General features: G+C 72.5%; 17 protein-coding genes and 1 tRNA gene. 15 read left to right on the top strand and 3 right to left on the bottom strand.

What is annotated here, in order from left to right; genetic code table 11:
• Window positions 1-68 precede the first annotated feature (68 nt).
• From ACFZCF_RS05185 to ACFZCF_RS05170, 4 genes are all read left to right on the top strand, one after another.
• Window positions 69-599, top strand: coding sequence for a GNAT family N-acetyltransferase (locus tag ACFZCF_RS05185; RefSeq protein WP_391284697.1), 531 nt, complete (start codon window positions 69-71; stop codon window positions 597-599).
• Window positions 600-661: 62 nt separating this feature from the next.
• Window positions 662-2,941, top strand: a complete 2,280-nt coding sequence (locus ACFZCF_RS05180) for a HelD family protein (protein ID WP_388441617.1) — start codon at window positions 662-664, stop codon at window positions 2,939-2,941.
• A 388-nt stretch (window positions 2,942-3,329) separates the two neighbouring features.
• The gene (locus ACFZCF_RS05175) at window positions 3,330-4,745 is read left to right on the top strand and encodes an NAD-dependent malic enzyme (protein ID WP_388441614.1); all 1,416 of its coding nucleotides are present in this window, start codon (window positions 3,330-3,332) and stop codon (window positions 4,743-4,745) included.
• Window positions 4,746-5,059: 314 nt separating this feature from the next.
• Window positions 5,060-5,341 carry an HU family DNA-binding protein gene (locus tag ACFZCF_RS05170; protein WP_015033921.1) on the top strand — a complete coding sequence of 94 codons (282 nt, stop codon included), beginning with the start codon at window positions 5,060-5,062 and terminating at the stop codon, window positions 5,339-5,341.
• Window positions 5,342-5,426: 85 nt separating this feature from the next.
• On the opposite strand, the gene murA is transcribed toward ACFZCF_RS05170, so the two are convergent.
• Window positions 5,427-6,773 (bottom strand): UDP-N-acetylglucosamine 1-carboxyvinyltransferase, encoded by a 1,347-nt coding sequence (gene murA / locus ACFZCF_RS05165; RefSeq protein WP_388441610.1) that lies wholly within the window; start codon window positions 6,771-6,773, stop codon window positions 5,427-5,429.
• Window positions 6,774-7,062: 289 nt separating this feature from the next.
• Here murA and ACFZCF_RS05160 point away from each other — a divergent pair, with 289 nt between their 5' ends.
• The 9 genes from ACFZCF_RS05160 (at window position 7,063) to ACFZCF_RS05120 (ending at window position 18,258) form a co-directional block, all read left to right on the top strand.
• Entirely contained in the window at window positions 7,063-7,623 is a 561-nt protein-coding gene (locus ACFZCF_RS05160) for a YqgE/AlgH family protein (RefSeq protein WP_391284693.1), read from the top strand.
• Window positions 7,624-7,653: 30 nt separating this feature from the next.
• Window positions 7,654-7,947 (top strand): DUF3039 domain-containing protein, encoded by a 294-nt coding sequence (locus tag ACFZCF_RS05155; protein ID WP_388441604.1) that lies wholly within the window; start codon window positions 7,654-7,656, stop codon window positions 7,945-7,947.
• Window positions 7,948-8,194: 247 nt separating this feature from the next.
• On the top strand, window positions 8,195-9,508 hold the full coding sequence (locus ACFZCF_RS05150) for an extracellular solute-binding protein (protein ID WP_391284690.1): 1,314 nt from the start codon (window positions 8,195-8,197) through the stop codon (window positions 9,506-9,508).
• The gene (locus ACFZCF_RS05145; RefSeq protein WP_388441598.1) at window positions 9,505-10,461 is read left to right on the top strand and encodes a carbohydrate ABC transporter permease; all 957 of its coding nucleotides are present in this window, start codon (window positions 9,505-9,507) and stop codon (window positions 10,459-10,461) included. Before ACFZCF_RS05150 ends, ACFZCF_RS05145 begins: the two co-directional genes overlap by 4 nt.
• Window positions 10,458-11,306 (top strand): carbohydrate ABC transporter permease, encoded by an 849-nt coding sequence (locus ACFZCF_RS05140; RefSeq protein ID WP_388441595.1) that lies wholly within the window; start codon window positions 10,458-10,460, stop codon window positions 11,304-11,306. The genes ACFZCF_RS05145 and ACFZCF_RS05140 overlap by 4 nt, the downstream gene beginning before the upstream one ends.
• A gap of 4 nt (window positions 11,307-11,310) precedes the next feature.
• Window positions 11,311-12,939: a family 20 glycosylhydrolase gene (locus tag ACFZCF_RS05135; RefSeq protein WP_391284687.1), complete on the top strand. Its 1,629-nt coding sequence runs from the start codon at window positions 11,311-11,313 to the stop codon at window positions 12,937-12,939.
• Window positions 12,940-13,235: 296 nt separating this feature from the next.
• Window positions 13,236-14,111, top strand: coding sequence for an FAD binding domain-containing protein (locus tag ACFZCF_RS05130; RefSeq protein WP_388441589.1), 876 nt, complete (start codon window positions 13,236-13,238; stop codon window positions 14,109-14,111).
• Window positions 14,108-15,934, top strand: coding sequence for a 2Fe-2S iron-sulfur cluster-binding protein (locus ACFZCF_RS05125; protein WP_391284684.1), 1,827 nt, complete (start codon window positions 14,108-14,110; stop codon window positions 15,932-15,934). The genes ACFZCF_RS05130 and ACFZCF_RS05125 overlap by 4 nt, the downstream gene beginning before the upstream one ends.
• Complete coding sequence (locus ACFZCF_RS05120; RefSeq protein ID WP_388441583.1) at window positions 15,931-18,258, top strand: xanthine dehydrogenase family protein molybdopterin-binding subunit; 2,328 nt, start codon at window positions 15,931-15,933, stop codon at window positions 18,256-18,258. Before ACFZCF_RS05125 ends, ACFZCF_RS05120 begins: the two co-directional genes overlap by 4 nt.
• 288 nt (window positions 18,259-18,546) lie before the next feature.
• On the opposite strand, the gene ACFZCF_RS05115 is transcribed toward ACFZCF_RS05120, so the two are convergent.
• Together ACFZCF_RS05115 and ACFZCF_RS05110 are read right to left on the bottom strand one after the other, a co-directional pair.
• Window positions 18,547-18,930: a hypothetical protein gene (locus tag ACFZCF_RS05115; protein WP_391284682.1), complete on the bottom strand. Its 384-nt coding sequence runs from the start codon at window positions 18,928-18,930 to the stop codon at window positions 18,547-18,549.
• Window positions 18,931-19,041: 111 nt separating this feature from the next.
• A tRNA-Cys gene (locus ACFZCF_RS05110) sits at window positions 19,042-19,116 on the bottom strand.
• A 308-nt stretch (window positions 19,117-19,424) separates the two neighbouring features.
• On the opposite strand from ACFZCF_RS05110, the gene ACFZCF_RS05105 reads away from it, so the two are divergent.
• Both ACFZCF_RS05105 and ACFZCF_RS05100 read left to right on the top strand, forming a co-directional pair.
• The gene (locus tag ACFZCF_RS05105; protein WP_391284680.1) at window positions 19,425-19,865 is read left to right on the top strand and encodes a hypothetical protein; all 441 of its coding nucleotides are present in this window, start codon (window positions 19,425-19,427) and stop codon (window positions 19,863-19,865) included.
• 10 nt (window positions 19,866-19,875) lie between these two features.
• Window positions 19,876-21,993, top strand: coding sequence for a hypothetical protein (locus ACFZCF_RS05100; RefSeq protein ID WP_391284677.1), 2,118 nt, complete (start codon window positions 19,876-19,878; stop codon window positions 21,991-21,993).
• The last annotated feature ends 137 nt before the right edge of the window (window positions 21,994-22,130 follow it).

The following is a 22,130-nucleotide window of genomic DNA, read 5'->3' as shown; positions in this document are numbered from 1 at the left end:
ACCCCCGCGCGGGCACCCACGACGACACGGCGGGGGGAACGGCCGTCCTGACGGAGTAGGTTGCCCGGGTGGATGTTTCGGTGGGGATCAGGGCGGGTCGGGACGGGGACGCGGGCGCGTTGGCGGAGGCGCTGGCGCGGAACCGGGCGCACATGCGGGCCACCGAGCCGTACCGGCCGGAGCGGTACTACACCGCCGAGGCGCAGGCCGAGCGGCTGGCCGACGGCGGCCGGCGGTGGTTCGCCGTGGAGGAGACGGACGAGGGGGAGCGGATCGTGGGGGCCGCGATCCTGTCCGGGATCGTGCGGGGGCCCTTCCAGAGCGCCTCGCTCGGATACTGGGTGGACGGCCGGCGCACGGGACGCGGCATCGCGGGCGCGCTCGTCGCCGAGGTGCTGCGGGCCTCGCGCGACGACCTCGGCCTGCACCGGATCGAGGCGTCCACCCTCCTCGACAACCACGCCTCGCAGCGCGTCCTCGCCCGCGCCGGGTTCGAGCGGATCGGGCACGCGCCCCGCTACCTGCACATCGCCGGGGAGTGGCGCGATCACCTCCTCTTCCAGCGGATCCTGCATGATCGGGCGCCCGACCTCGCCTGACACGGCGGCCCCCGGTGGCGTACCTTTGACGGCTGCCCAGTGCACGTCAGAAGGGGGCCTTAGTGGCCGCGCAGGAAGCCGTCGACACGGTCAGAGACCGTGAGATCGGCATCGAGCAGGAACATCTGGACCAGGTCTACCGCCGCCTGGAGGAGAAGATCCACGAGGCGGAGTTCCTGATGAACGACGCCGCGCGGAAGGGGCACGTGGGCACGCCCGGCGCGCTCGCCGAGCGCGACGCCCAGGTCTTCCGCGCCGGGGTGCACCTGAACCGGCTCAACAACGAGTTCGAGGACTTCCTGTTCGGGCGGATCGATCTGCTCGACGGGAAGGACGGGGTGAAGGGGCCGGACGGCGCCTACACCTCCGTGGAGCCCGCCGACGACGCCGTCCGGCCCGACAACACCGCCGACATCGGCGAGACCCTGCACATCGGCCGCATCGGCGTCCTGGACGCCGACTACTCCCCGCTCGTCATCGACTGGCGCGCCCCCGCCGCCGCACCGTTCTACCGGTCGACGCCCGTGGAGCCCGGCCGGGTCGTCCGCCGCCGGGTCATCCGCTCGAAGGGGCGTCGGGTCCTGGGCGTCGAGGACGACCTGATGCGTCCGGAGCTGAAGGCGCGCCTCGGCGGCGCGGAGCTGCCCGTCATCGGCGACGGCGCGCTGATGGCTGCCCTCGGGCAGGCCCGCTCGCACACCATGCGGGACATCGTCTCGTCGATCCAGGCCGAGCAGGACCTCGTCATCCGCGCGCCCGCCGCCTCCGTCACGTACGTGGAGGGCGGGCCGGGCACGGGGAAGACGGCCGTGGCGCTGCACCGGGCGGCGTACCTGCTCTACCAGGACCGCAGGCGCTACGCGGGCGGCATCCTCATCGTCTCGCCGACGCCGCTGCTCGTCTCGTACACCGAGGGCGTGCTGCCCTCCCTCGGCGAGGAGGGGCAGGTCGCCATCCGGGCGCTCGGCAACCTGGTCGACGGGGCCGAGGCCGACGCGTACGACGAGCCCGCCGTCTCGCGGATCAAGGGCTCCTCGCGGATGCTCGCCGTGCTCCGCAAGGCGGCCCGCGGCGCCCTGGACCGGCCCGACTCGCCGAAGCTCCTCCGGGTCGTCGCCTTCGGGCGCCGCCTCGAACTGGAGGAGGCCGAGCTGCGCCGGATCCGGCAGAACGTGCTCTCCGGCACCGCCCCCGTCAACCTGCTGCGGCCCCGCGCCCGTCGGCTCCTCCTGGACGCCCTGTACGCCCGCTCGGGCGCGGCCGGCCGGCACAGCGATCCCGAGCTCGCCGCCGAGCTGCGCTCCTCCTTCGACGAGGACGTCTCCACCGAGGACGCGTTCCTCGGCTTCCTCGACGCCTGGTGGCCCGAGCTGGCCCCGCGCCAGGTCCTCGACGCCATGGCCGACGAGCGGCGGCTCGGCCGCTGGGCCCGCCGGATCCTCAACCCGGGCGAGGTCCGCCGGGTCGCCCGCTCGCTGCGCCGGCCGGGGCTCTCCGTCCACGACGTGGCCCTCCTCGACGAGCTGCACACCCTCCTGGGCGCCCCCGCCCGGCCGAAGCGGAAGCGGGAGTACGACCCGCTGGACCAGCTCACCGGGCTGGAGGAGCTGATGCCGGTGCGCGAGGAGACCCAGCGGGAGCGGGCCGAGCGGCTGGCCGCCGAGCGGACCGAGTACGCCCACGTCATCGTCGACGAGGCGCAGGACCTGACGCCCATGCAGTGGCGGATGGTCGGCCGCCGCGGCCGGCACGCGACCTGGACGATCGTCGGGGACCCGGCGCAGTCGTCCTGGTCCGACCCGGACGAGGCGGCCGCCGCCCGTGACGAGGCGCTGGGCTCCCGGCCGCGCCGCCGTTTCGAGCTGACGGTGAACTACCGCAACCCGGCGGAGATCGCCGAGCTGGCCGCCAGGGTCCTGGCCCTCGCGATGCCGGGCAAGGAGTCGCCGAGGGCGGTCCGCTCGACGGGCGTCGAGCCGCGTTTCGTCGCGGTCGGCGGACGCGGCGACCTGGCCGGAGCCGTACGGTCCGAGGCGGAGCGGCTGCTCGCCGAGGTGGAGGGCACGGTCGGCGTGGTCGTCGCCATGGACCGGCGCGCGGAGGCGGCCCGCTGGCTCGACGGCCTGGGCGACCGGGTGGTCGCGCTCGGCTCGCTGGAGGCGAAGGGACTGGAGTACGACGCCACCCTCGTCGTCTCCCCGGCCGAGATCGCCGACGAGTCCCCGGCCGGCCTGCGCGTCCTGTACGTCGCCCTCACCCGCTCGACGCAGGCGCTGACGGTGCTCTCGGGGGAGCGGGACCTGCCGGACGAGGCGGGTGTCCCGGACCTCCTGCGGGACTGAGGACAGGGCTCTCCGGGGGTGATTTCCGGTCAACACGCGCCGGGGGAATCACCTTCGGGGAGGGTTTGTTAGCCTGGTCGTGACACCGGCTCGATCCAAGCCCCCGGGCCCAACCTTCGTCCCTCAGAGGGACCACTTGCCGCGAGGCGAGCATGGCGGGTCGGTGTCACTTAGACATACATACGAAGTTGGGGCCCCGGTCGTCTTCCGATGACCGGGGCCCCTTCTGTTGCCCGGGAAACTCTCGTATGGTGGAAACTACTTTCCGAAAACAAAATGACCGCATTACCTGCTACCGGCGGGTAGGTGCGACGATCGGAGGGCGCCGCCAGGGCAAGCAGCCGGGGCGGCGTAGCAACGAAGCTAGGGAAAGCAGAGGAATCCGGCCATGGCAACGGCGCCCAGCGTCTCGTACTCGATGACGGTCCGGCTGGAGGTGCCCGCGAGCGGCACCGCGGTCTCGCAGCTCACGGCGGCGGTCGAGTCCCACGGAGGATCCGTCACCGGCCTCGACGTCACCGCCTCGGGTCACGAGAAGCTCCGGATCGACGTCACCATCGCCGCGACCTCCACCGCGCACGCCGACGAGATCGTCGAGCGGCTGCGGGACATCGAGGGCGTCGTCCTCGGCAAGGTCTCCGACCGTACGTTCCTGATGCACCTCGGCGGCAAGATCGAGATGGCGTCCAAGCACCCCATCCGGAACCGTGACGACCTCTCGATGATCTACACCCCGGGTGTCGCCCGGGTGTGCATGGCGATCGCCGAGAACCCCGAGGACGCCCGCCGACTCACCATCAAGCGCAACTCGGTCGCGGTCGTCACCGACGGCTCCGCCGTCCTCGGCCTCGGCAACATCGGCCCCAAGGCCGCGCTGCCCGTCATGGAGGGCAAGGCGGCCCTCTTCAAGCGCTTCGCGGGCATCGACGCCTGGCCGATCTGCCTGGACACCCAGGACACCGACGCCATCGTCGAGATCGTGAAGGCGATCGCCCCCGGCTTCGCGGGCATCAACCTGGAGGACATCTCCGCGCCGCGCTGCTTCGAGATCGAGGCCCGGCTCCGTGAGGCCCTCGACATCCCGGTCTTCCACGACGACCAGCACGGCACCGCCATCGTCGTCCTCGCCGCCCTCACCAACGCCCTCCGGGTCGTCGGCAAGGGCATCGGCGACGTCCGGGTCGTCATGTCGGGCGCCGGCGCGGCCGGCACGGCCATCCTGAAGCTGCTGCTCGCCGCGGGCGTGAAGCACGCGGTGGTCGCCGACATCCACGGCGTCGTGCACGCCGGCCGCGAGGACCTGGTGGCGGCCCCGGCGGACTCCCCGCTGCGCTGGATCGCCGACAACACCAACCCGGAGGGCGTCACCGGCACCCTCAAGGAGGCCGTCGTCGGCGCGGACGTCTTCATCGGCGTCTCGGCCCCGAACCTGCTGGGCGCCGAGGACGTGGCCGCGATGGCCGAGGACTCCATCGTCTTCGCGCTCGCGAACCCCGACCCGGAGGTCGACCCGGCCGCCGCCCGGCAGACCGCCGCCGTGGTCGCCACCGGCCGCTCGGACTTCCCGAACCAGATCAACAACGTGCTGGTCTTCCCGGGCGTCTTCCGCGGCCTGCTCGACGCGCAGTCCCGCACGGTCAACACCGAGATGATGCTCGCCGCCGCCACCGCCCTCGCGGACGTCGTCACCGAGGACGAGCTGAACCCGAACTACATCATCCCGTCGGTCTTCAACGACAAGGTCGCGGGCGCCGTCGCGGGGGCCGTCAGGAACGCCGCCAAGGCGGCGGCCGCGGGCGCCTGAGCGTGTCGCGATTCGCGGAGCCGTAAACCCGCCTTTAGGGTGGCTTTTCGGCTCCGCACCGTTTGCGGGGAGTCGACGCTACGTCACCACCGAGGCGCTCAGGCGCTTTCCGTGTGACCCCAGAGGGTGCCGGATTGGCGTTCCCGCCGCTGGTGGGGGCAGGATGCTCCCCCGAGGACTTCGTCCAGGGGGGAACCCCCAGGGCGCGAGGGATCCACGAGAGGCAGACCCGAGTCCGGGCACTGTCCGAGGCCCCTGGCAGCATCGGCTTCGATCTCACGCCTCACAGGCAAGAAGAACACGGGAGTAACAACATGAACCGCAGTGAGCTGGTGGCCGCGCTGGCCGACCGCGCCGAGGTGACCCGCAAGGACGCCGACGCCGTGCTGGCCGCCCTCGCCGAGACCGTCGGTGAGGTCGTCGCCAAGGGCGACGAGAAGGTCACCATCCCCGGCTTCCTGACCTTCGAGCGCACCCACCGTGCCGCTCGCACCGCTCGCAACCCGCAGACCGGCGACCCGATCGACATCCCGGCCGGCTACAGCGTGAAGGTCTCCGCGGGCTCGAAGCTCAAGGAAGCCGCCAAGGGCAAGTAAGCGGCCTGTAGGCGCACGAAAAGGGCGGCCACCCCCTCGGGGGTGGCCGCCCTTCCGTATGCCCTTCCCAGGCCCCCTGGAGGGCTCAGACGAGCGCGCCGCCCGGCAGCTCGACCTTGGCGCCGAGCTCCACGAGCTTCTCCATGAAGTTCTCGTAGCCGCGGTTGATCAGGTCGATGCCGTGGACCCGGCTGGTGCCCTGGGCGGCGAGGGCCGCGATCAGGTACGAGAAGCCGCCGCGCAGGTCCGGGATGACCAGGTCGGCGCCCTGGAGCTTCGTCGGGCCGCTGACGACCGCCGAGTGGAGGAAGTTGCGCTGGCCGAAGCGGCAGTCCGAGCCGCCGAGGCACTCGCGGTACAGCTGGATGTGGGCACCCATCTGGTTCAGCGCCGAGGTGAAGCCGAGCCGGGACTCGTACACCGTCTCGTGGACGATGGAGAGGCCGGAGGCCTGCGTCAGGGCGACGACCAGCGGCTGCTGCCAGTCGGTCTGGAAGCCGGGGTGGACGTCGGTCTCCAGGTGGATCGCGTTCAGCGAGCCGCCCGGGTGCCAGAAGCGGATGCCCTCGTCGTCGATCTCGAAGGCGCCGCCGACCTTCCGGTAGGTGTTGAGGAAGGTCATCATCGAGCGCTGCTGCGCGCCGCGCACGTAGATGTTGCCCTCGGTGGCGAGCGCCGCGGATGCCCAGGAGGCCGCCTCCAGGCGGTCCGGGAGCGCCCGGTGGGTGTAGCCGTCGAGCTTGTCGACACCGGTGATCCGGATGGTCCGGTCGGTGTCCATCGAGATGATGGCGCCCATCTTCTGCAGGACGCAGATCAGGTCCTCGATCTCCGGCTCCACGGCCGCGTTCGAGAGCTCGGTGACGCCCTCGGCGAGGACGGCGGTGAGCAGCACCTGCTCGGTCGAGCCGACCGAGGGGTACGGGAGGCGGATCTTGCAGCCGCGAAGGCGCTGCGGGGCCTCCAGGTACTGGCCGTCGGCGCGCTTCTCGATGGTCGCGCCGAACTGGCGGAGCACGTCGAAGTGGAAGTCGATCGGCCGGCCGCCGATGTCGCAGCCGCCGAGGCCGGGGATGAAGGCGTGGCCGAGGCGGTGCAGCAGCGGGCCGCAGAAGAGGATCGGGATGCGCGACGAGCCGGCGTGGGCGTCGATGTCGGCGACGTTGGCGGACTCGACGTGCGTCGGGTCGAGCACCAGCTCGCCGGGCTCCTCGCCGGGGCGGACCGTCACGCCGTGCAGCTGGAGCAGACCGCGGACGACGCGCACGTCGCGGATGTCCGGCACATTGCGCAGTCTGCTGGGGCCGCTGCCGAGGAGGGCGGCGACCATCGCCTTGGGCACGAGGTTCTTCGCGCCGCGAACGCGGATCTCGCCTTCCAGCGGGGTTCCGCCATGGACGAGCAGTACATCATGGCTGTCTGTGCCGGTCATGAATCTCGCGTTCCGGAGTCGTCGGTCGGGTGGCCAGAGAAAAGGGTAAGGGGCCATTGGACCCTGATCGGGCCGGTCGGGGTGCCTGTCAGACGTAATGAATTCGGCACAACACCCTCCGTCCCCGCGATCTTGCGGAGTGTCACCGTCCGGTTCTTCCGGAGGGGTGGTCGGGGCGGTCCTGTCCCGCCCCTTCCGACCTGCGAGGCTCGTCCCCGCCTTCCCCGCTTTCCCCGGGATTCCGCCCGAGAACCCCCGCCCGCGCCGAAGATGCGGGATCATGTGTCGCATGACCGAGGTGTCCTCGCTCACAGGACGGCTGCTCGTGGCCACGCCCGCCCTCGCGGATCCCAACTTCGACCGCGCGGTGGTGCTGCTGCTCGATCACGACGACGAGGGCTCCCTCGGCGTCGTCCTCAACCGCCCCACGCCCGTCACCGTCGGCGACGTCCTCGCCCCCTGGGCGGCCCTCGCCGGCGAGCCGGGCGTCGTCTTCCAGGGCGGGCCCGTCTCCCTCGACGCCGCCCTCGGCCTCGCCGTCATCCCCGGCGACGAGGGTCCGCTCGGCTGGCGCCGGGTCTTCGGCGCGATCGGTCTCGTCGACCTGGAGGCCCCGCCCGAGCTCCTCGGCCCCGCCCTCGGCGCGCTCCGCATCTTCGCGGGGTACGCCGGCTGGGGCCCCGGGCAGCTGGAGCTCGAACTCACCGAGGGCGCCTGGTACGTCGTCGAGTCCGAGCCCGGCGACGTCTCCTCGCCCACCCCCGAGACCCTCTGGCGCCAGGTCCTGCGCCGCCAGCGCGGCGACCTCGCCATGGTCGCCACCTATCCCGACGACCCTTCGCTCAACTGAGGGCCCCGGGGTTCAGTACCCTTGGGTCCCATGAGCACTCTCGAGCCCGAGCGCGGGGCAGGTACGGGAACCCTCGTCGAGCCGACGCCGCAGGTGTCCCACGGTGACGGCGACCACGAGCGCTACGCCCATTACGTCCAGAAGGACAAGATCATGGCGAGTGCCCTCGACGGCACTCCCGTCGTCGCACTGTGCGGGAAGGTCTGGGTGCCGGGGCGCGACCCGAAGAAGTACCCGGTCTGCCCCATGTGCAAGGAGATCTACGAGTCCATGGGCTCGGGCGGGGACAAGGACAAGGACGGCAAGGGCGGCAAGGGGAAGTAACCCCTCCTCCCGGACCGTCGGGGACGGCCCCCGTCGCGCGCACCACCGGTGCGCGCGACGGGGGCCGTTCCGCGTTCCCGGGCCCGCGCGCGGCCGTCCGCCGGGGTGCCCTCCGGTTCCGGGTCGGGCGGGAAGTGGTCGAGACCTCTTGTCGTGATCGCCGGGCGCGCCTAACCTCACCGCTGTTGTTGTGCAGCACGAAACGCCCGTTGCACATGATGCAACGCACGCTCGGAGGGGAACCGCCATGAAGCTTCCTGCCCGGATGACCGCCCCCGTCGCCCTGCCGCTCGCCGCCCTCGTCCTCGCCGCCTGCGCCCCCCAGACCGCCGCCCCCGCCGCCGGCGGGGACGAGAAGACCGGCACCCTGCGCGTCTGGCTCTTCCAGGAGGTCGCCAACCAGCCCAAGGAGAAGGTCGTCGACGCCGCCGTCGCCGCCTTCGAGCAGAAGCACCCCGGCGCCGACGTCGAGGTCGAGTACATCCCCGTCGAGACCCGCGCCCAGCGCGTCAAGGCGGCCTTCAACGACCCGAAGTCCGCCCCCGACGTCATCGAGTACGGCAACACCGACACCGCCGGCTACGTGAAGGACGGCGGACTCGCCGACATCACCGCCGAGTTCACCGCCTGGGACCAGGCGAAGGACACCGACCCCACCGCCCGCGAGTCCGTCACCGTCGGCGGCAAGGTCTACGGCGCCCCGCTCTTCGTCGGCGTCCGCGCCCTCTACTACCGCACCGACGTCTTCCGGGAGCTCGGCCTCGCCGCCCCCAAGAGCCAGGACGAACTCGCCTCCACCGCCCGGAAGATCCGCAAGGCCAGGCCCGAGCTGTACGGCATCGCCGTCGGCGGCGCCTACACCTACGGCGCCCTCCCCTTCGTCTGGGCCGCCGGCGGCGACCTCGCCACGAAGGACGCCTCCGGCACCTACAAGGCCGCCCTCGACTCCGACGCCGCCGTCCGCGGCCTCACCGCCTACACCTCGCTCCTCGGCGACGACAACTGCCCCGCCGCCACCTGCGCCCAGATGGGCGGCAACGCCACCGTCACCGCCTTCGCCGCCGGCAAGGCCGGCATGGCCATCGTCGGCGACTTCAGCCACGCCGCCGTCCAGGCCGGACAGGTCGAGGGCAAGTACGCCGTCGTCCCGCTGCCCGGCGCCACCCCCGGCTCCATCGCCCCCGCCTTCGCCGGCGGCAACAACATCGGCGTCCTCGCCTCCACCTCCCACCGCACCCTCGCCGTCGAGCTCACCAAGGAACTCGCCGGCAAGCGGAGCCAGGCCGCGCTCTTCGACGCCATGGGCTTCCTGCCCACCTTCACCGACGTCCGCGCCGCCGCCGCCGAGCGCAAGCCGTTCGTGAAGCCCTTCATCGACACCCTCGCCGCCGGCACCAGGTTCGTCCCCGCCACCGCCGCCTGGGGCCGCATCGACTCCTCGCTCGTCGTCCCCACGATGCTCCAGGAGATCGCCAGCGGCCGGAAGGACGTCCGGACCGCCGCCCGCGACGCGGCCGGGAAGATGGACGCCGCCTTCGCCGAGGCGGGCCGAGCCGGATGACGGCCACCCTCACCGAACGCCGGCCCCGGAGCCGTACCGGCAAGCCCGGCGGACCTTCCACCGGCACCTCCCGCACCGGCGCCACCGCCTGGACCCCCTGGCTCTACCTGCTGCCCGCCCTCGCCGTCCTCGGTGCCCTCCTCGTCTACCCCGTCTACCAACTGGGCCTCATCTCCTTCCTGGAGTACACCCAGGCCCAGGTCAGCGGCGGCGAACCCACCTCCTTCCAGGGCCTCGGCAACTACACGGCCCTCCTCACCGACCCGCAGTTCCGCCAGGTCCTGCTCGCCACCGTCGTCTTCGCCGCCGCCTGCGTCGCCGGCACCCTCGCCGTCGGCTGCGCCCTCGCCGTCCTCCTCACCCGCGTCCGGGCGCTGCCCCGGCTCGCCCTGATGCTCGCCGCGCTCGGCGCCTGGGCCACCCCCGCCGTCACCGGCTCCACCGTCTGGGTCTTCCTCTTCGACGCCGACTTCGGCCCCGTCAACAAGCTCCTCGGCCTCGGCGACTTCTCCTGGACCTACGGCAGGTACAGCGCCTTCGCGCTCGTCCTCCTCGAAGTCGTCTGGTGCTCGTTCCCCTTCGTGATGGTGACCGTCTACGCCGGGATCCGGGCCGTCCCCACCGAGATCCTGGAGGCCGCCGCCCTCGACGGCGCCTCCCCGTGGCGGATCTGGCGCACCGTGACCGCGCCACTGCTCCGCCCGATCCTCGCCGTCGTCACCATCCAGTCCGTCATCTGGGACTTCAAGGTCTTCACCCAGATCTACGTCATGACCAACGGAGGCGGCATCGCCGGCCAGAACCTCGTCCTCAACGTCTACGCCTACCAGCAGGCGTTCGCCTCCTCCCAGTACAGCCTGGGCGCGGCGATCGGCGTCGTCATGCTGCTGATCCTGCTCGCCGTGACCCTGGTGTACCTGCGGATCCTGCGCCGGCAGGGGGAGGAACTGTGACCGCCCTCCGCATCCCCGGCGTCCGCCGCCCCGGGCGGCTGCTCGCCGAGGCCGCCGCCCTGCTCACCGCCGCCGTCGTCGCCTTCCCGCTCTACTGGATGGTGCTCTCGGCGTTCAAACCGGCCGGCGAGATCCAGTCGACCGAGGCCCGGCCCTGGACCCTCTCCCCGTCCCTCGACTCCTTCCGGAGGGTCTTCGAACAGCAGGACTTCGGCCGCTACTTCCTCAACAGCCTCCTCGTGGCGACCGCCGTCGTCCTCGCCTCCGCCGTCGTCGCCTTCCTCGCGGCGACCGCCGTCACCCGCTTCCGCTTCCGCTTCCGCACCACGATCCTGATCATGTTCCTGGTGGCCCAGATGGTGCCGGTCGAGGCGCTGACCATCCCGCTCTTCTTCCTCATGCGGGACGCCGGACTCCTCAACACCCTCGGCTCGCTCGTCCTGCCGCACCTCGCCTTCTCGCTGCCCTTCGCGATCTGGATGCTGCGCGGCTTCGTCCGCGCCGTCCCCGAGGCGCTGGAGGAACAGGCCAGGATCGACGGCGCGAGCCACGCCCGCTTCCTGTGGACGATCCTCTTCCCGCTGGTCCTGCCCGGACTCGTCGCGACCAGCGTCTTCTCGTTCATCTCCACCTGGAACGACTTCCTCTTCGCCAAGTCGTTCCTCATCAGCGACACCTCGCAGTCCACCCTCCCGATGGCGCTGCTGGTCTTCTTCAAACCCGACGAGAACGACTGGGGAGGAATCATGGCCGGCTCGACCGTCATGACGGTCCCGGTGCTCGTCTTCTTCGTACTCGTACAGCGCCGCCTCGTCTCCGGACTGGGCGGGGCGGTGAAGGACTGACGCGATGACGGACACGGATCTGATTCCCGCACCTCTGACGGCCGTCGCCCACGAGGGCCGGCTCACGCTCGACGAGCGGACCGCCCTCGACGCGGGCCCCGGCACCGGGCCCACCGCCCGATGGCTGCGCTCCACGCTCGGCGCCGCCACCGGTCTGCCCCTCCCCGACGGCTCCGGCCCCGGCGCCGTCCGGCTCCGGATCTCCCCCGGGACGGAGGAGGAGCACGGACCCGAGGGCTACCGGCTCTCCGTCACCGGCGACGGCGTCACCCTCGACGGCGGCGGCCCCGCCGGACTCTTCTGGGGCGCCCAGACCCTGCGCCAGCTCCTCGGCCCCGACGCGTACCGCCGGGCCCCCGTCCGCCCCGGCGTCGACTGGGACCTGCCGTACCTGACCGTCACCGACCGCCCCCGCTTCGGCTGGCGCGGCCTCCTCCTCGACGTCGCCCGGCACTTCACCGCCAAGGAGGACGTGCTGCGGCTGCTCGACCTGATGGCCGCGCACAAGCTGAACGTCTTCCACTTCCACCTCACCGACGACCAGGGCTGGCGCATCGAGATCGCGCGGTACCCGCGCCTCACCGAGGTCGGTGCCTGGCGGGCCCGCTCCAAGCGCGGCCACCGCGCCTCGCCGCTCTGGGACGACACCCCGCATGGCGGCCACTACACGCGGGACGACATCCGCGAGATCGTCGCCTACGCCGCCGAGCGGCACATCACCGTCGTCCCGGAGATCGACCTCCCCGGCCACTCGCAGGCCGCCATCGCGGCGTACCCCTGGCTCGGCAACACCGACGTCGTCGACACCGCCGCCCTCACCGTCTGGGACACCTGGGGCGTCAACCCGAACGTCCTCGCTCCCACCGAGGACGTTCTCCGTTTCTACGAGGGCGTCTTCGAGGAGGTCCTGGAGCTGTTCCCGTCGACCTTCGTGCACGTCGGCGGCGACGAGTGCCCCAAGGACCAGTGGAAGGAGTCCCCGGCCGCGCAGGCCCGCGTCGCGGAGCTCGGGGTCGGCGACGAGAACGGGCTCCAGTCCTGGTTCATCCGCCACTTCGACCGCTGGCTCGCCGACCGGGGCCGCCGCCTCATCGGCTGGGACGAGATCCTGGAGGGCGGCCTCGCGGACGGCGCGGCCGTGTCGTCCTGGCGCGGCTACGGCGGCGGGATCGCCGCCGCCGAGGCCGGTCACGACGTCGTCATGTGCCCCGAGCAGCAGGTCTACCTCGACCACCGGCAGGACGGCGGCGCCGACGAGCCCGTGCCGATCGGCTTCGTCCGCACCCTGGAGGACGTGTACCGCTTCGAACCCGTCCCGCCCGGCCTCTCCGAGGCGGCCGCCCGCCACGTCCTCGGCACCCAGGCCAACGTGTGGACCGAGGTGATGGAGGACCGCGACCGCGTCGACTACCAGGTCTTCCCCCGCCTCGCCGCCTTCGCCGAGGTCGCCTGGTCCGCGCTGCCCGCCCCCGGCGAACGCGACACGGCCGGCTTCCTGCGCCGCATGGAGACCCACTACCGGCGCCTCGACGCCCTCGGCGTCGCCTACCGCCCGCCCACCGGGCCCGCCCCCTGGCAGCGCCGCCCCGGTCTGCTCGGCCGCCCGATCGACGGACCGCCCCCGATCGTGTGAGCCAGCTCGCTCCCCGGGGTCACCCGGGAGCGGCGAAACGGGAGTTACCTTCTCTGTCGGGGCGTCCGGCGCGCCCGGGGACGTCTGCGGACAACCCGGGCGTGCGGGGTGTCCCGGGCGGAGGGTCCCGCGCGGCCCCTCGCTCCGGACGGCTCGGAAGATGTGCCAGAGTTGCCACGTCCGGCCTGTGAGCACGTACGGTACGCCCACACACAGGCGCGCCGTGCGCCCGCTCGCACGCGCGGCGGCCGGGCACAGTCGGGGACGGACCGGGACAACCGGGAAGGGGCAGCGGGTTGACCACGCACGCACCACAGACGGCGCAGTCCGTGACGCTGCCCGCCTCGCTCGACGAGGCCGTGGCCGCGCTGACCGCCATGCCGGCGGCCGTCCCCGTCGCCGGCGGCACCGACCTCATGGCCGCCGTCAACCGCGGTCAGCTCCGCCCCGCCGGACTCGTCGGCCTCGGCCGCATCAACGAGATCCGCGGCTGGCAGTACCAGGACGGCCACGCCCTCCTCGGCGCCGGCCTCACGCACGCCCGCATGGGCCGCCCCGACTTCGCCGCCCTCATCCCGGCCCTCGCCGCCGCCTCCCGCGCGGCCGGACCGCCCCAGATCCGCAACGCCGGCACCCTCGGCGGCAACGTCGTCACGGCCGCCCCCACCGGCGACTCGCTGCCCGTGCTCGCCGCCCTGGAGGCCGACCTCGTCGTCGTCGGCCCGCTCGGCAGCCGCGAGATCCCCGTCTCCCACCTCCTCGCCGGCCGCGACCTCCTCGCCCCCGGCGAGCTCGTCGCCTTCGTCCGGGTGCCGCTGCTGCACGCGCCGCAGGTGTTCCTCAAGGCCACCGGCCGCACCGGCCCGGCCCGCGCCTCCGCCTCCGTCGCCGTCGTCCTCGACCCGGCACGGCGCGGCGTCCGCTGCGCCGTCGGCGCGGTCGCCCCGATGCCGCTGCGCCCGCTGGAGGCCGAGCGCTGGATCGCCTCCCTGATCGACTGGGACAACGACCGGGCGCTCGCCCCGGAGGCGCTGACCGCCTTCGGCGAGTACGTGGCCGCCGCCTGCGTCCCCGATCCGCCGGGCGGGGAACAGCTGCCGCCCGCCGTCCTGCACCTCCGGCGCACCGTCGCCACTCTCGCCCGCCGGGCACTGGGGAGGGCCCTGTCGTGAACACCGGCAACAACGAGCCGAACGAGACCGTGGCACCCGCCGCGCCGGGCGGCTGGGAGCCGATCCCGCAGAGCGAGGGGTACGACGAGGGCGCGACCGCCTTCGTGCAGCTGCCGCCGGAGTTCATGCTGGACGGGATCCCCCTGGAGGCCCCGGGCCACGGTTACACGCCGCCGATGATCCTGCCGCTCCAGCCGCTGGCGCAGCCGCCCGCGGAGGGCGTCGAGTTCTTCGCGCCCGAGTCGGAGCAGCGGCCGGAGTCGCTGCCGCACGGGTACGGCGAGGACGGCGCCGGCGCGCCGGTCGCCCGGCCGTACATGGGCCACGACCCGCACGCGACGGCCGAGTGGCATTTCGGCGGGACGGGTCAGTGGACGAACCCTGCGGAGGGGCGCGAGGGGTTCCTCGCGGAAGGGGGCCAGGAGTTCCCGGCGGGGGGCCGTGAGGGGTTCTCCGCGGAGGGGGCCCAGGAGTTCCCGGTGGAGGGGCGCGAGGGGTTCCCCTCGGAGGGACTTCAGGAGTTCTCCGGGGAAGCGGTCGGGGCGTTCCCCGCGGAGGGGCTTGAGGAGTTCCCGGCGGAGGGGCTTCAGGGGTCCCCGGCGGAAGGGGGCCGGGCGTTCCCCGCCGACGGGGGCCGGGAGTTTCCGGCCGACGGGGTTCGGGAGTACCCGGCAGAGGGGGTCCACGCGTTTCCGGCGGAGGGGTTTCAGGGGTTCCCGGCGGAAGCGGTCCACGAGTTTCCGGCCGACGAGCCGGGGGAGTTCCGGTCGGAGGGCGTCCAGGACGTCCAGGGCTTCCCGGGCGTCCGGGACTTCCCGGGCGAACCGGGCGTGTCCGAGGCCGTCTCGTACGGCCAGGCCCCGGCGACCCTGCCGGGCGGCGCCCCGGCGCCGTGGGCGGTGCCGGACGCGGCGGCGGAGCCCGTGTCCGAGGCGGTGCCCGGACTCGGGTCCACGCCCGAGGCCGGGCTCGAGGCCGGGCCCGTGTCCGGGGCGGGGCCGGAGGGCGTCTCCGAGGCCGGGCCCGCGGCCGAGGTCGGACCCGTGCCGGCGCCCGAGGCCGAGCCGGAGCCCGAGCTCGTCGAAGGCGCCGCGCCCGCGCCCGCGTTGGAGCCGGAGTCGGGCCCCGAGGCCGCCCCGGGCCCGGTCGACGCGCCCGCGTCCGAGGGCGTCGAGGCGGCCGTGGCGCAGGCGGCGGCGGTCGTCGAGGCGGCCGCGCCCGTACCGGACGCGGCGGTGCCCTCGTACACCTCCGTCGACAGCGACGAGCACCCGCACACCTCCTACGTGCTGCGGGTCAACGGCGCCGACCGGCCCGTCACCGACTCCTGGATCGGCGAGTCGCTGCTCTACGTGCTCCGCGAGCGGCTCGGTCTCGCCGGGGCCAAGGACGGCTGCTCGCAGGGCGAGTGCGGGGCGTGCAACGTCCAGGTGGACGGGCGGCTCGTCGCCTCCTGCCTGGTGCCGGCCGCGACCGCCGCCGGGTCCGAGGTGCGGACCGTCGAGGGCCTCGCGGTCGACGGCGAGCCGTCCGACGTGCAGCGGGCGCTCTCCCGCTGCGGCACCGTCCAGTGCGGCTTCTGCATCCCGGGCATGTGCATGACCGTGCACGACCTGCTCGAAGGCAACCACGCCCCCACCCCGCTGGAGGCCCGCCAGGCCCTCGCCGGCAACCTCTGCCGCTGCTCCGGCTACAAGGGCGTGCTCCAGGCCGTCGAGGACGTCGTCGCCGAGCGCGCCGCCTCCGCCGCCGAGCACGCCCCCGCGGGCGAGGACGACGCCTCCGCCCGTATCCCGCACCAGCACGACGGAGGCTCGGCGTGAGCAGCGACGCGACGACCGCCATCCCCACCCTGCCCTTCGCGGAGGCCGCCGGGGCCGCTCCGGAGGCCGAGCCGCCGCGCCAGGGGCTCGGCGCCTCCCTCCCGCAGGCCGACGCGCGGGCCAAGGCCGAGGGCACCTTCCCGTACGCCGCCGACCTGTGGGCCGAGGGCCTGCTGTGGGCCGCGATCCTGCGCTCCCCGCACGCCCACGCCCGGATCGTCTCGGTCGACACCTCCGCCGCCGAGGCCATGCCCGGCGTCCGGGCCGTGGTGACGGCCGCCGACGTGCCCGGCGCGGCCACCTACGGCCGACGCGTCGCCGACCGGCCCGTCTTCGCCGACGGACTCGTCCGCCACCACGGCGAGGCGATCGCCGCCATCGCCGCCGACCACCCGGACACCGCCCGGCTCGCGACCGCCGCCATCGTCGTCGAGTACGAGCTCCTGGAGCCCGTCACCGACCCGGAGAAGGCCTTCGCCGCCGAACCCCTCCACCCCGACGGCAACCTGATCCGGCACATCCCGCTCCGCTTCGGCGACCCCGAGGCCACCGGCGAGATCGTCGTCGAGGGCCTCTACCGGGTCGGCCGCCAGGACCCCGCCCCCATCGGCGCCGAGGCCGGACTCGCCGTCCCCCGCCCCGACGGCGGCGTCGAGCTCTACACCGCCTCCACCGACCCGCACACCGACCGCGACCTCGCCGCCGCCTGCTTCGGTCTCACCCCCGACCAGGTCAAGGTCGTCGTCACCGGTGTGCCCGGCGCCACCGGCGACCGCGAGGACCCCGGCTTCCAGATTCCGCTCGGCCTGCTCGCGCTGCGCACCGGCTGCCCGGTGAAGCTCACCGCCACCCGCGAGGAGTCCTTCCTCGGCCACGCCCACCGGCACCCCACCCTGCTGCGCTACCGCCACCACGCCGACGCCGAGGGCCGCCTGGTGAAGGTGGAGGCGCAGATCCTCCTCGACGCCGGCGCCTACGCCGACTCCTCGTCCGAGTCCCTCGCCGCCGCCGTCGCCTTCGCCTGCGGCCCGTACGTCGTCCCGCACGCCTTCGTCGAGGGCTGGGCCGTCCGCACCAACAACCCGCCCTCCGGCCACGTGCGCGGCGAGGGCGCGATGCAGGTGTGCGCCGCGTACGAGGCGCAGATGGACAAGCTCGCCGGCCGCCTCGGCATCGACCCGGCCGAACTGCGCATGCGGAACGTCATGGCCACCGGCGACCTGCTGCCCACCGGGCAGACCGTCACCTGCCCGGCGCCCGTCGCCGAACTCCTCGCCGCCGTACGGGACTTCCCGCTGCCCGCGCTCCCCAAGGACACCCCGGAGGAGGACTGGCTGCTGCCCGGCGGCCCCGAGGGCGCGGGTGAACCCGGCGCCGTGCGGCGGGGCGTGGGCTACGCGCTCGGCATGGTGCACATGCTCGGCGCCGAGGGCACCGACGAGGTCTCGACGGCCACCGTCCGGGTCCTCGACGGCGTCGCGACGGTCATCTGCTCGGCCGTGGACACCGGTTCGGGCTTCTCCACCCTCGCCCGCCAGATCGTCCAGGAGACCCTCGGCGTCGACGAGGTCCACGTCGCCCCCGTCGACACCGACCAGCCCCCGGCCGGCGCGGCCACCCACGGCCGGCACACCTGGGTCTCCGGCGGCGCCGTCGAACGCGCGGCCAAGATGGTCCGCACCCAGCTCCTCCAGCCGCTGGCCCACAAGTTCGGCATGTCGACGGAGCTGCTCCAGATCAGCGACGGCAAGATCACCTCGTACGACGGCGTCCTCTCGACCACCGTCGCCGAGGAGATGAACGGCAAGGAGCTCTGGGCCACCGCCCAGTGCCGCCCGCACCCCACCGAGCCGCTGGACGACTCCGGTCAGGGCGACGCGTTCGTGGGCCTCGCCTTCTGCGCGATCCGCGCCGTCGTGGACGTCGACATCGAACTCGGCGCCGTCCGCGTCGTGGAGATGGCCGTCGCCCAGGACGTCGGCCGGATCCTCAACCCCGCCCAGCTCGCCACCCGCATCGAGGCCGGCGTCACCCAGGGCGTCGGCGCGGCCCTCACCGAGAACCTGCGCACCGCCCGGGGCCTGGTCCGCCACCCCGACCTCACCGGCTACGCCCTGCCGACCTCCCTGGACGCCCCCGACATCCGGATCGTCAAACTGGTGGAGGAGCGCGACGTCGTCGCCCCCTTCGGCGCGAAGGCGGCCAGCGCGGTCCCCGTCGTCACCTCCCCGGCGGCGGTCGCGGCGGCCGTCCGCGCGGCCACCGGCCGCCCGGTCAACCGCCTCCCGATCCGCCCCCAGGCGGCGGTGGCGGCGCCCGCGTAGTTCCGGGCCGTGACGTGACAGGGGCGCTCAGGGGCTGACCCGGGAGTCGAACCTCAGGCGGGTGGTCCGCGCGTGCCGACCTCGGGCAGCGGTACGCCGGACCTCCGCCGCTCGCCTCGGTCGGTCGCCGCCGGTTGGTGGCCTTCGGTTGGTCGCCGTCGTTTCGTCCCTCCGGCCGGGACACCGGCGCCCCCAGCGGCCGTACCCGTGCGCGCTCCTTCGTGCTCCCGGCGGCGCCACGCCCCGCGGGACGGTCTCCCCGCCGGTGCCGCGCGCGAGGAACCGCCGTCAGTCCGCCGCGATCTCCGTCCGCGAGGTCAGCTGAGAGGCGACGACCATCGCCGTGCGCGTGAGGAGCGCGGCCAGCAGGATCGTCCCCCAGCCCTCGACGTGCATCGCCGAGATCTTCGGCGCCAGCCAGGACAGCAACCACCAGATCAGCGCGTCCTGAAGAAACCCCAGCCCCGCGAACACGAGCAGCATCCGCGCCGGAACCCGCCCCGAAGGCCCGATGAACACGAGCTGGGTGAGCACCACCAGCACCATCGTCGTGATCATCACGGAGAGCAGGACGTCGACCGTCTCCGCCCCCATCGTGACCCCGGGAAGCAGCCCCCCGGCCAGCCCGACACCCACGAGGATGCCCACCCTGCGTCTGACTCGATCATCCATGCGGCGGACTGTGACACACGGGAGCGGGGCCTGTGAAGCGGTCCCCCGGCATGCCCGGCCTCGGGCGGACGGAGCCCCGCGCCCGTCGGGACGGGCGCGGGGCTCCGCTTCTGGAGACCGTGGTCGGATTCGAACCGACGTCACTCGCTTTGCAGACGAGCCCCTGAACCACTCGGGCACACGGTCATTTCGGTGTGGCGACAACGACGACGTTAGGCGCCCCGGGGGAGGGGCTCAAGGGAGAACGGGACCGTGCCACGGGACTGCAATGCCGCCGCCACACGCCGTTCACAGAACCGGCGGCGGACTTGATGGACTCGACGCGGAGGTGCGTGGCCGATAGCAGGAGTAAACGTTTATGCGCGCAGGAGAAGGCGCCTGGTGGGAGGAGGTGGCCTGGTTGTCGACGCCTGGCCGGTTTTCGACACGCACGTCTGTGCGTTCCCGTGTGCGTGCGTAAACTCCGGTGCCTTGGTGACGGACGGGGGTACGTGATGGCCTGGCAGGAGTGGGAACGGCTCAAGGCCGAAGCCGCTGAGCGACAGTCGACGCAGACGCGGCTGAACCAAGTCGCCGGAGCCGCCGGGACTCCCGGCGGTGCCGGTGGGGCCGGTGTCCTGGGAAGCGTGCCCGAGAAGAAGAAAAAGGCGGCCAACACCATCGAGACCACGCTGGAGCCGGGTACGCGGAAGGCGGCCGACGTCGCCGACGGGCCGACGGCCGCGGCTGTCAGATCCTTCGCGGGCTGGGACACGGCCGTGGGCCTCAAGAAGGCTCACGAAAAGTGGGACGACCAGGTGAAGCACCTGATGGGGCGGCTGAGTTCGCACAAGGTGGGCTTGCGGGGCGCGGTCAGCACGCTGACGGGAACCGACGCGACGGCCGGCCTGACGGTCCGCTCCGTGCACTCCGGTCTCTCGGGCCTGGAACGGTAGGGCGGGCCCCGTGCCGAGCTATCAGCAGATCATGGAAATGGACTTCTCCGCCCTCACTGGTGCCGCGGACGGCTGGAAGAGCATGGCGGCCAAGTTCAAGACTCTGGAGGACATCTTCGCGAAAGAGGTCCAGAGCGTCTCGACAGGAGGCGGGTGGAGCGGGGAGAGCGCCACGGCCTCCATCCAGCCCTTCGTGGTGACGCGCAGCGAATACGACTCGGCGCAGAAGGAAGCGCGCGCCATGGAGTCACTCCTTCGTGACGCGCACGCCGGGTTCGTCGAACTCAAGTCGGCGGTCAAGTCGGCGGTCGCGGACGCCGTCGACGCGGGGATGAAGGTCTCGGAGAGCGGCGTCGCGAGCTACGACTTCAGCAAGGTCGACGCGGCCACGGCGAAGACCGTCCGCCACGACCCGGACCTCCCGAACGTCGAGGACTCCCACACCCGCGCCATCACGAACGCGGTGAAGGCGGTCAACGAGTGGGACGAGGACGTGAAGCGCGCTCTGCTGAACGCCTCGGGCGCGGACGCGAGCTGGCCGTTCGGGTTCAACCCGAGGCCGGTCGGCGACGTCGAGGCGGTGGAGGCACTGGCCCTCACGGAGAAGGTCCGCGCGGGGAAGGCATCCCCCGAAGAACTCCGGCACTACCAGGAGCTGCTGAGCCAGAACGCCGACGACAAGCGCTTCAGCGAGGGATACCTGTACGGCCTGGGCGCGGAGGGGACGTTGCGACTCGCCGACCAGATGAACAGGGCGGCCCACGACGGCGACGTCTCCGCAGCCGACAAGAAGCTCTACGAATCCATCACCACGAGCCTCGCCACGACGCTCGTGTCGGGCACCAAGGATCCGAACAGCTACGCCTACAGGCCCTTCATGCAGGAGCTCGACAACGTCGGCGACGAATCGCTGGGCGGCGACAACCCGGTCCACGGGTACCAGATCCTCACGACGCTGATGGAGAACGGCGAAGGCTACGGAAAGCAGTTCCTCAACGACGTGGGCCACGGCATCATCGACGCCGAGCGGGAGCACGTGGACTGGGCGCACGACGATGACCCCGAGCGCCCGAACCTGGTGGCCGATCCGCTGGACGCACTGCTCAAGACCATGAGCGAGGACCCGAAGTCGGCCGAGTACTTCCTCGATCCGGCCGCCGAGGGGAACAAGAACGACCACCTCGCGTACCTGCTCTCCGAGCGCGAGTGGAACCTCGAGGGCGCACCCAAGGCGGAAGGCCTGGGCGCGGCCGTCCAAGCCGCGGCCACGGGGCACGCCCCCGGCGAGAAGCTCGGCCCGCCCGGCCCGCACACCGAGGGCCAGGCGCGCGTGATGCACGACACCATCCGGCTGCTCGACAGCGAGATGGGCGGCGACGAGTTCCCGGAACACCTGGAGAACCTGCGCCGGCCACTGGCCCAGGCGATGGCCGACTATGTGGCGGACACGCACGAGATCCTCGGCGGCCAGGACATGAACTACGGCGGTGTCGGGGGAAGCGACTCGATCCACGGTTCAGGAGACCGGGCGCATATCGCGGTGGGACAGGGCAGCCTCGTACGAGTCATGCGCGGTGTGGCGGACGATGCCCCCGCGTTCTCCCTGCTGTACGACACCGAGCGGACCTACGCGGCATCGATACTGAACGACGCCCCGCGATTTTCCGGAAGCCTGCATGACGACAGCGCGGACTGGAACGTTCGGGCCAGTGGCATCGGCAACGCCATGGGCGCGCTGAACGGGATCGGTGCCGACGTCTATGTCGACAAGCAGGATGACAGGGAGAAGTGGGCCGAAGAGACCGCCACGTACTCCGTCAACGGCGTCAACGGAGTCGTCGGAGAGATTCCGTTGGTGGGTTCGGCGGCCAGTTCGCTCGTCGACACGATCGGATTCGAATGGCAAGAGAGCGTCAAGGACGATGCCGAGGAGACGGCCAGGCGGGAGGGCAGCGGGGCCTATGCCAGAGGCTCGGACGGTCTGAACGACATGATCATGAAATGGGGCGAGCGTGAGCACGTGGAGACCGGCAACGCCTTCAAAACAGCGCAAGACGAGGCCAATGACGCCTTCACGAGCGGCAGGGAGGCAGCCAGGGCGCATCTTCAGCCACCGAAGGCTGGCTGACATGCGCATGCGCTGTGTCGGACTGCTTGCCCTTTCCGTGCTGGCTGTGTCCTGCGCGTCCGAGTCCGCCCCGTCGCCGTCCTCGAATTATCTCTGCGGCATGGACGAAGGCTCGGACGGTGAGAAGGCGGTACAGC

The organism is Streptomyces sp. NPDC007945 (assembly GCF_042958885.1).
Taxonomy (GTDB): Bacteria; Actinomycetota; Actinomycetes; order Streptomycetales; family Streptomycetaceae; genus Streptomyces.
Note: the sequence above shows the minus strand (reverse complement) of the source record. Positions and strands in the feature narration are given on the sequence as shown.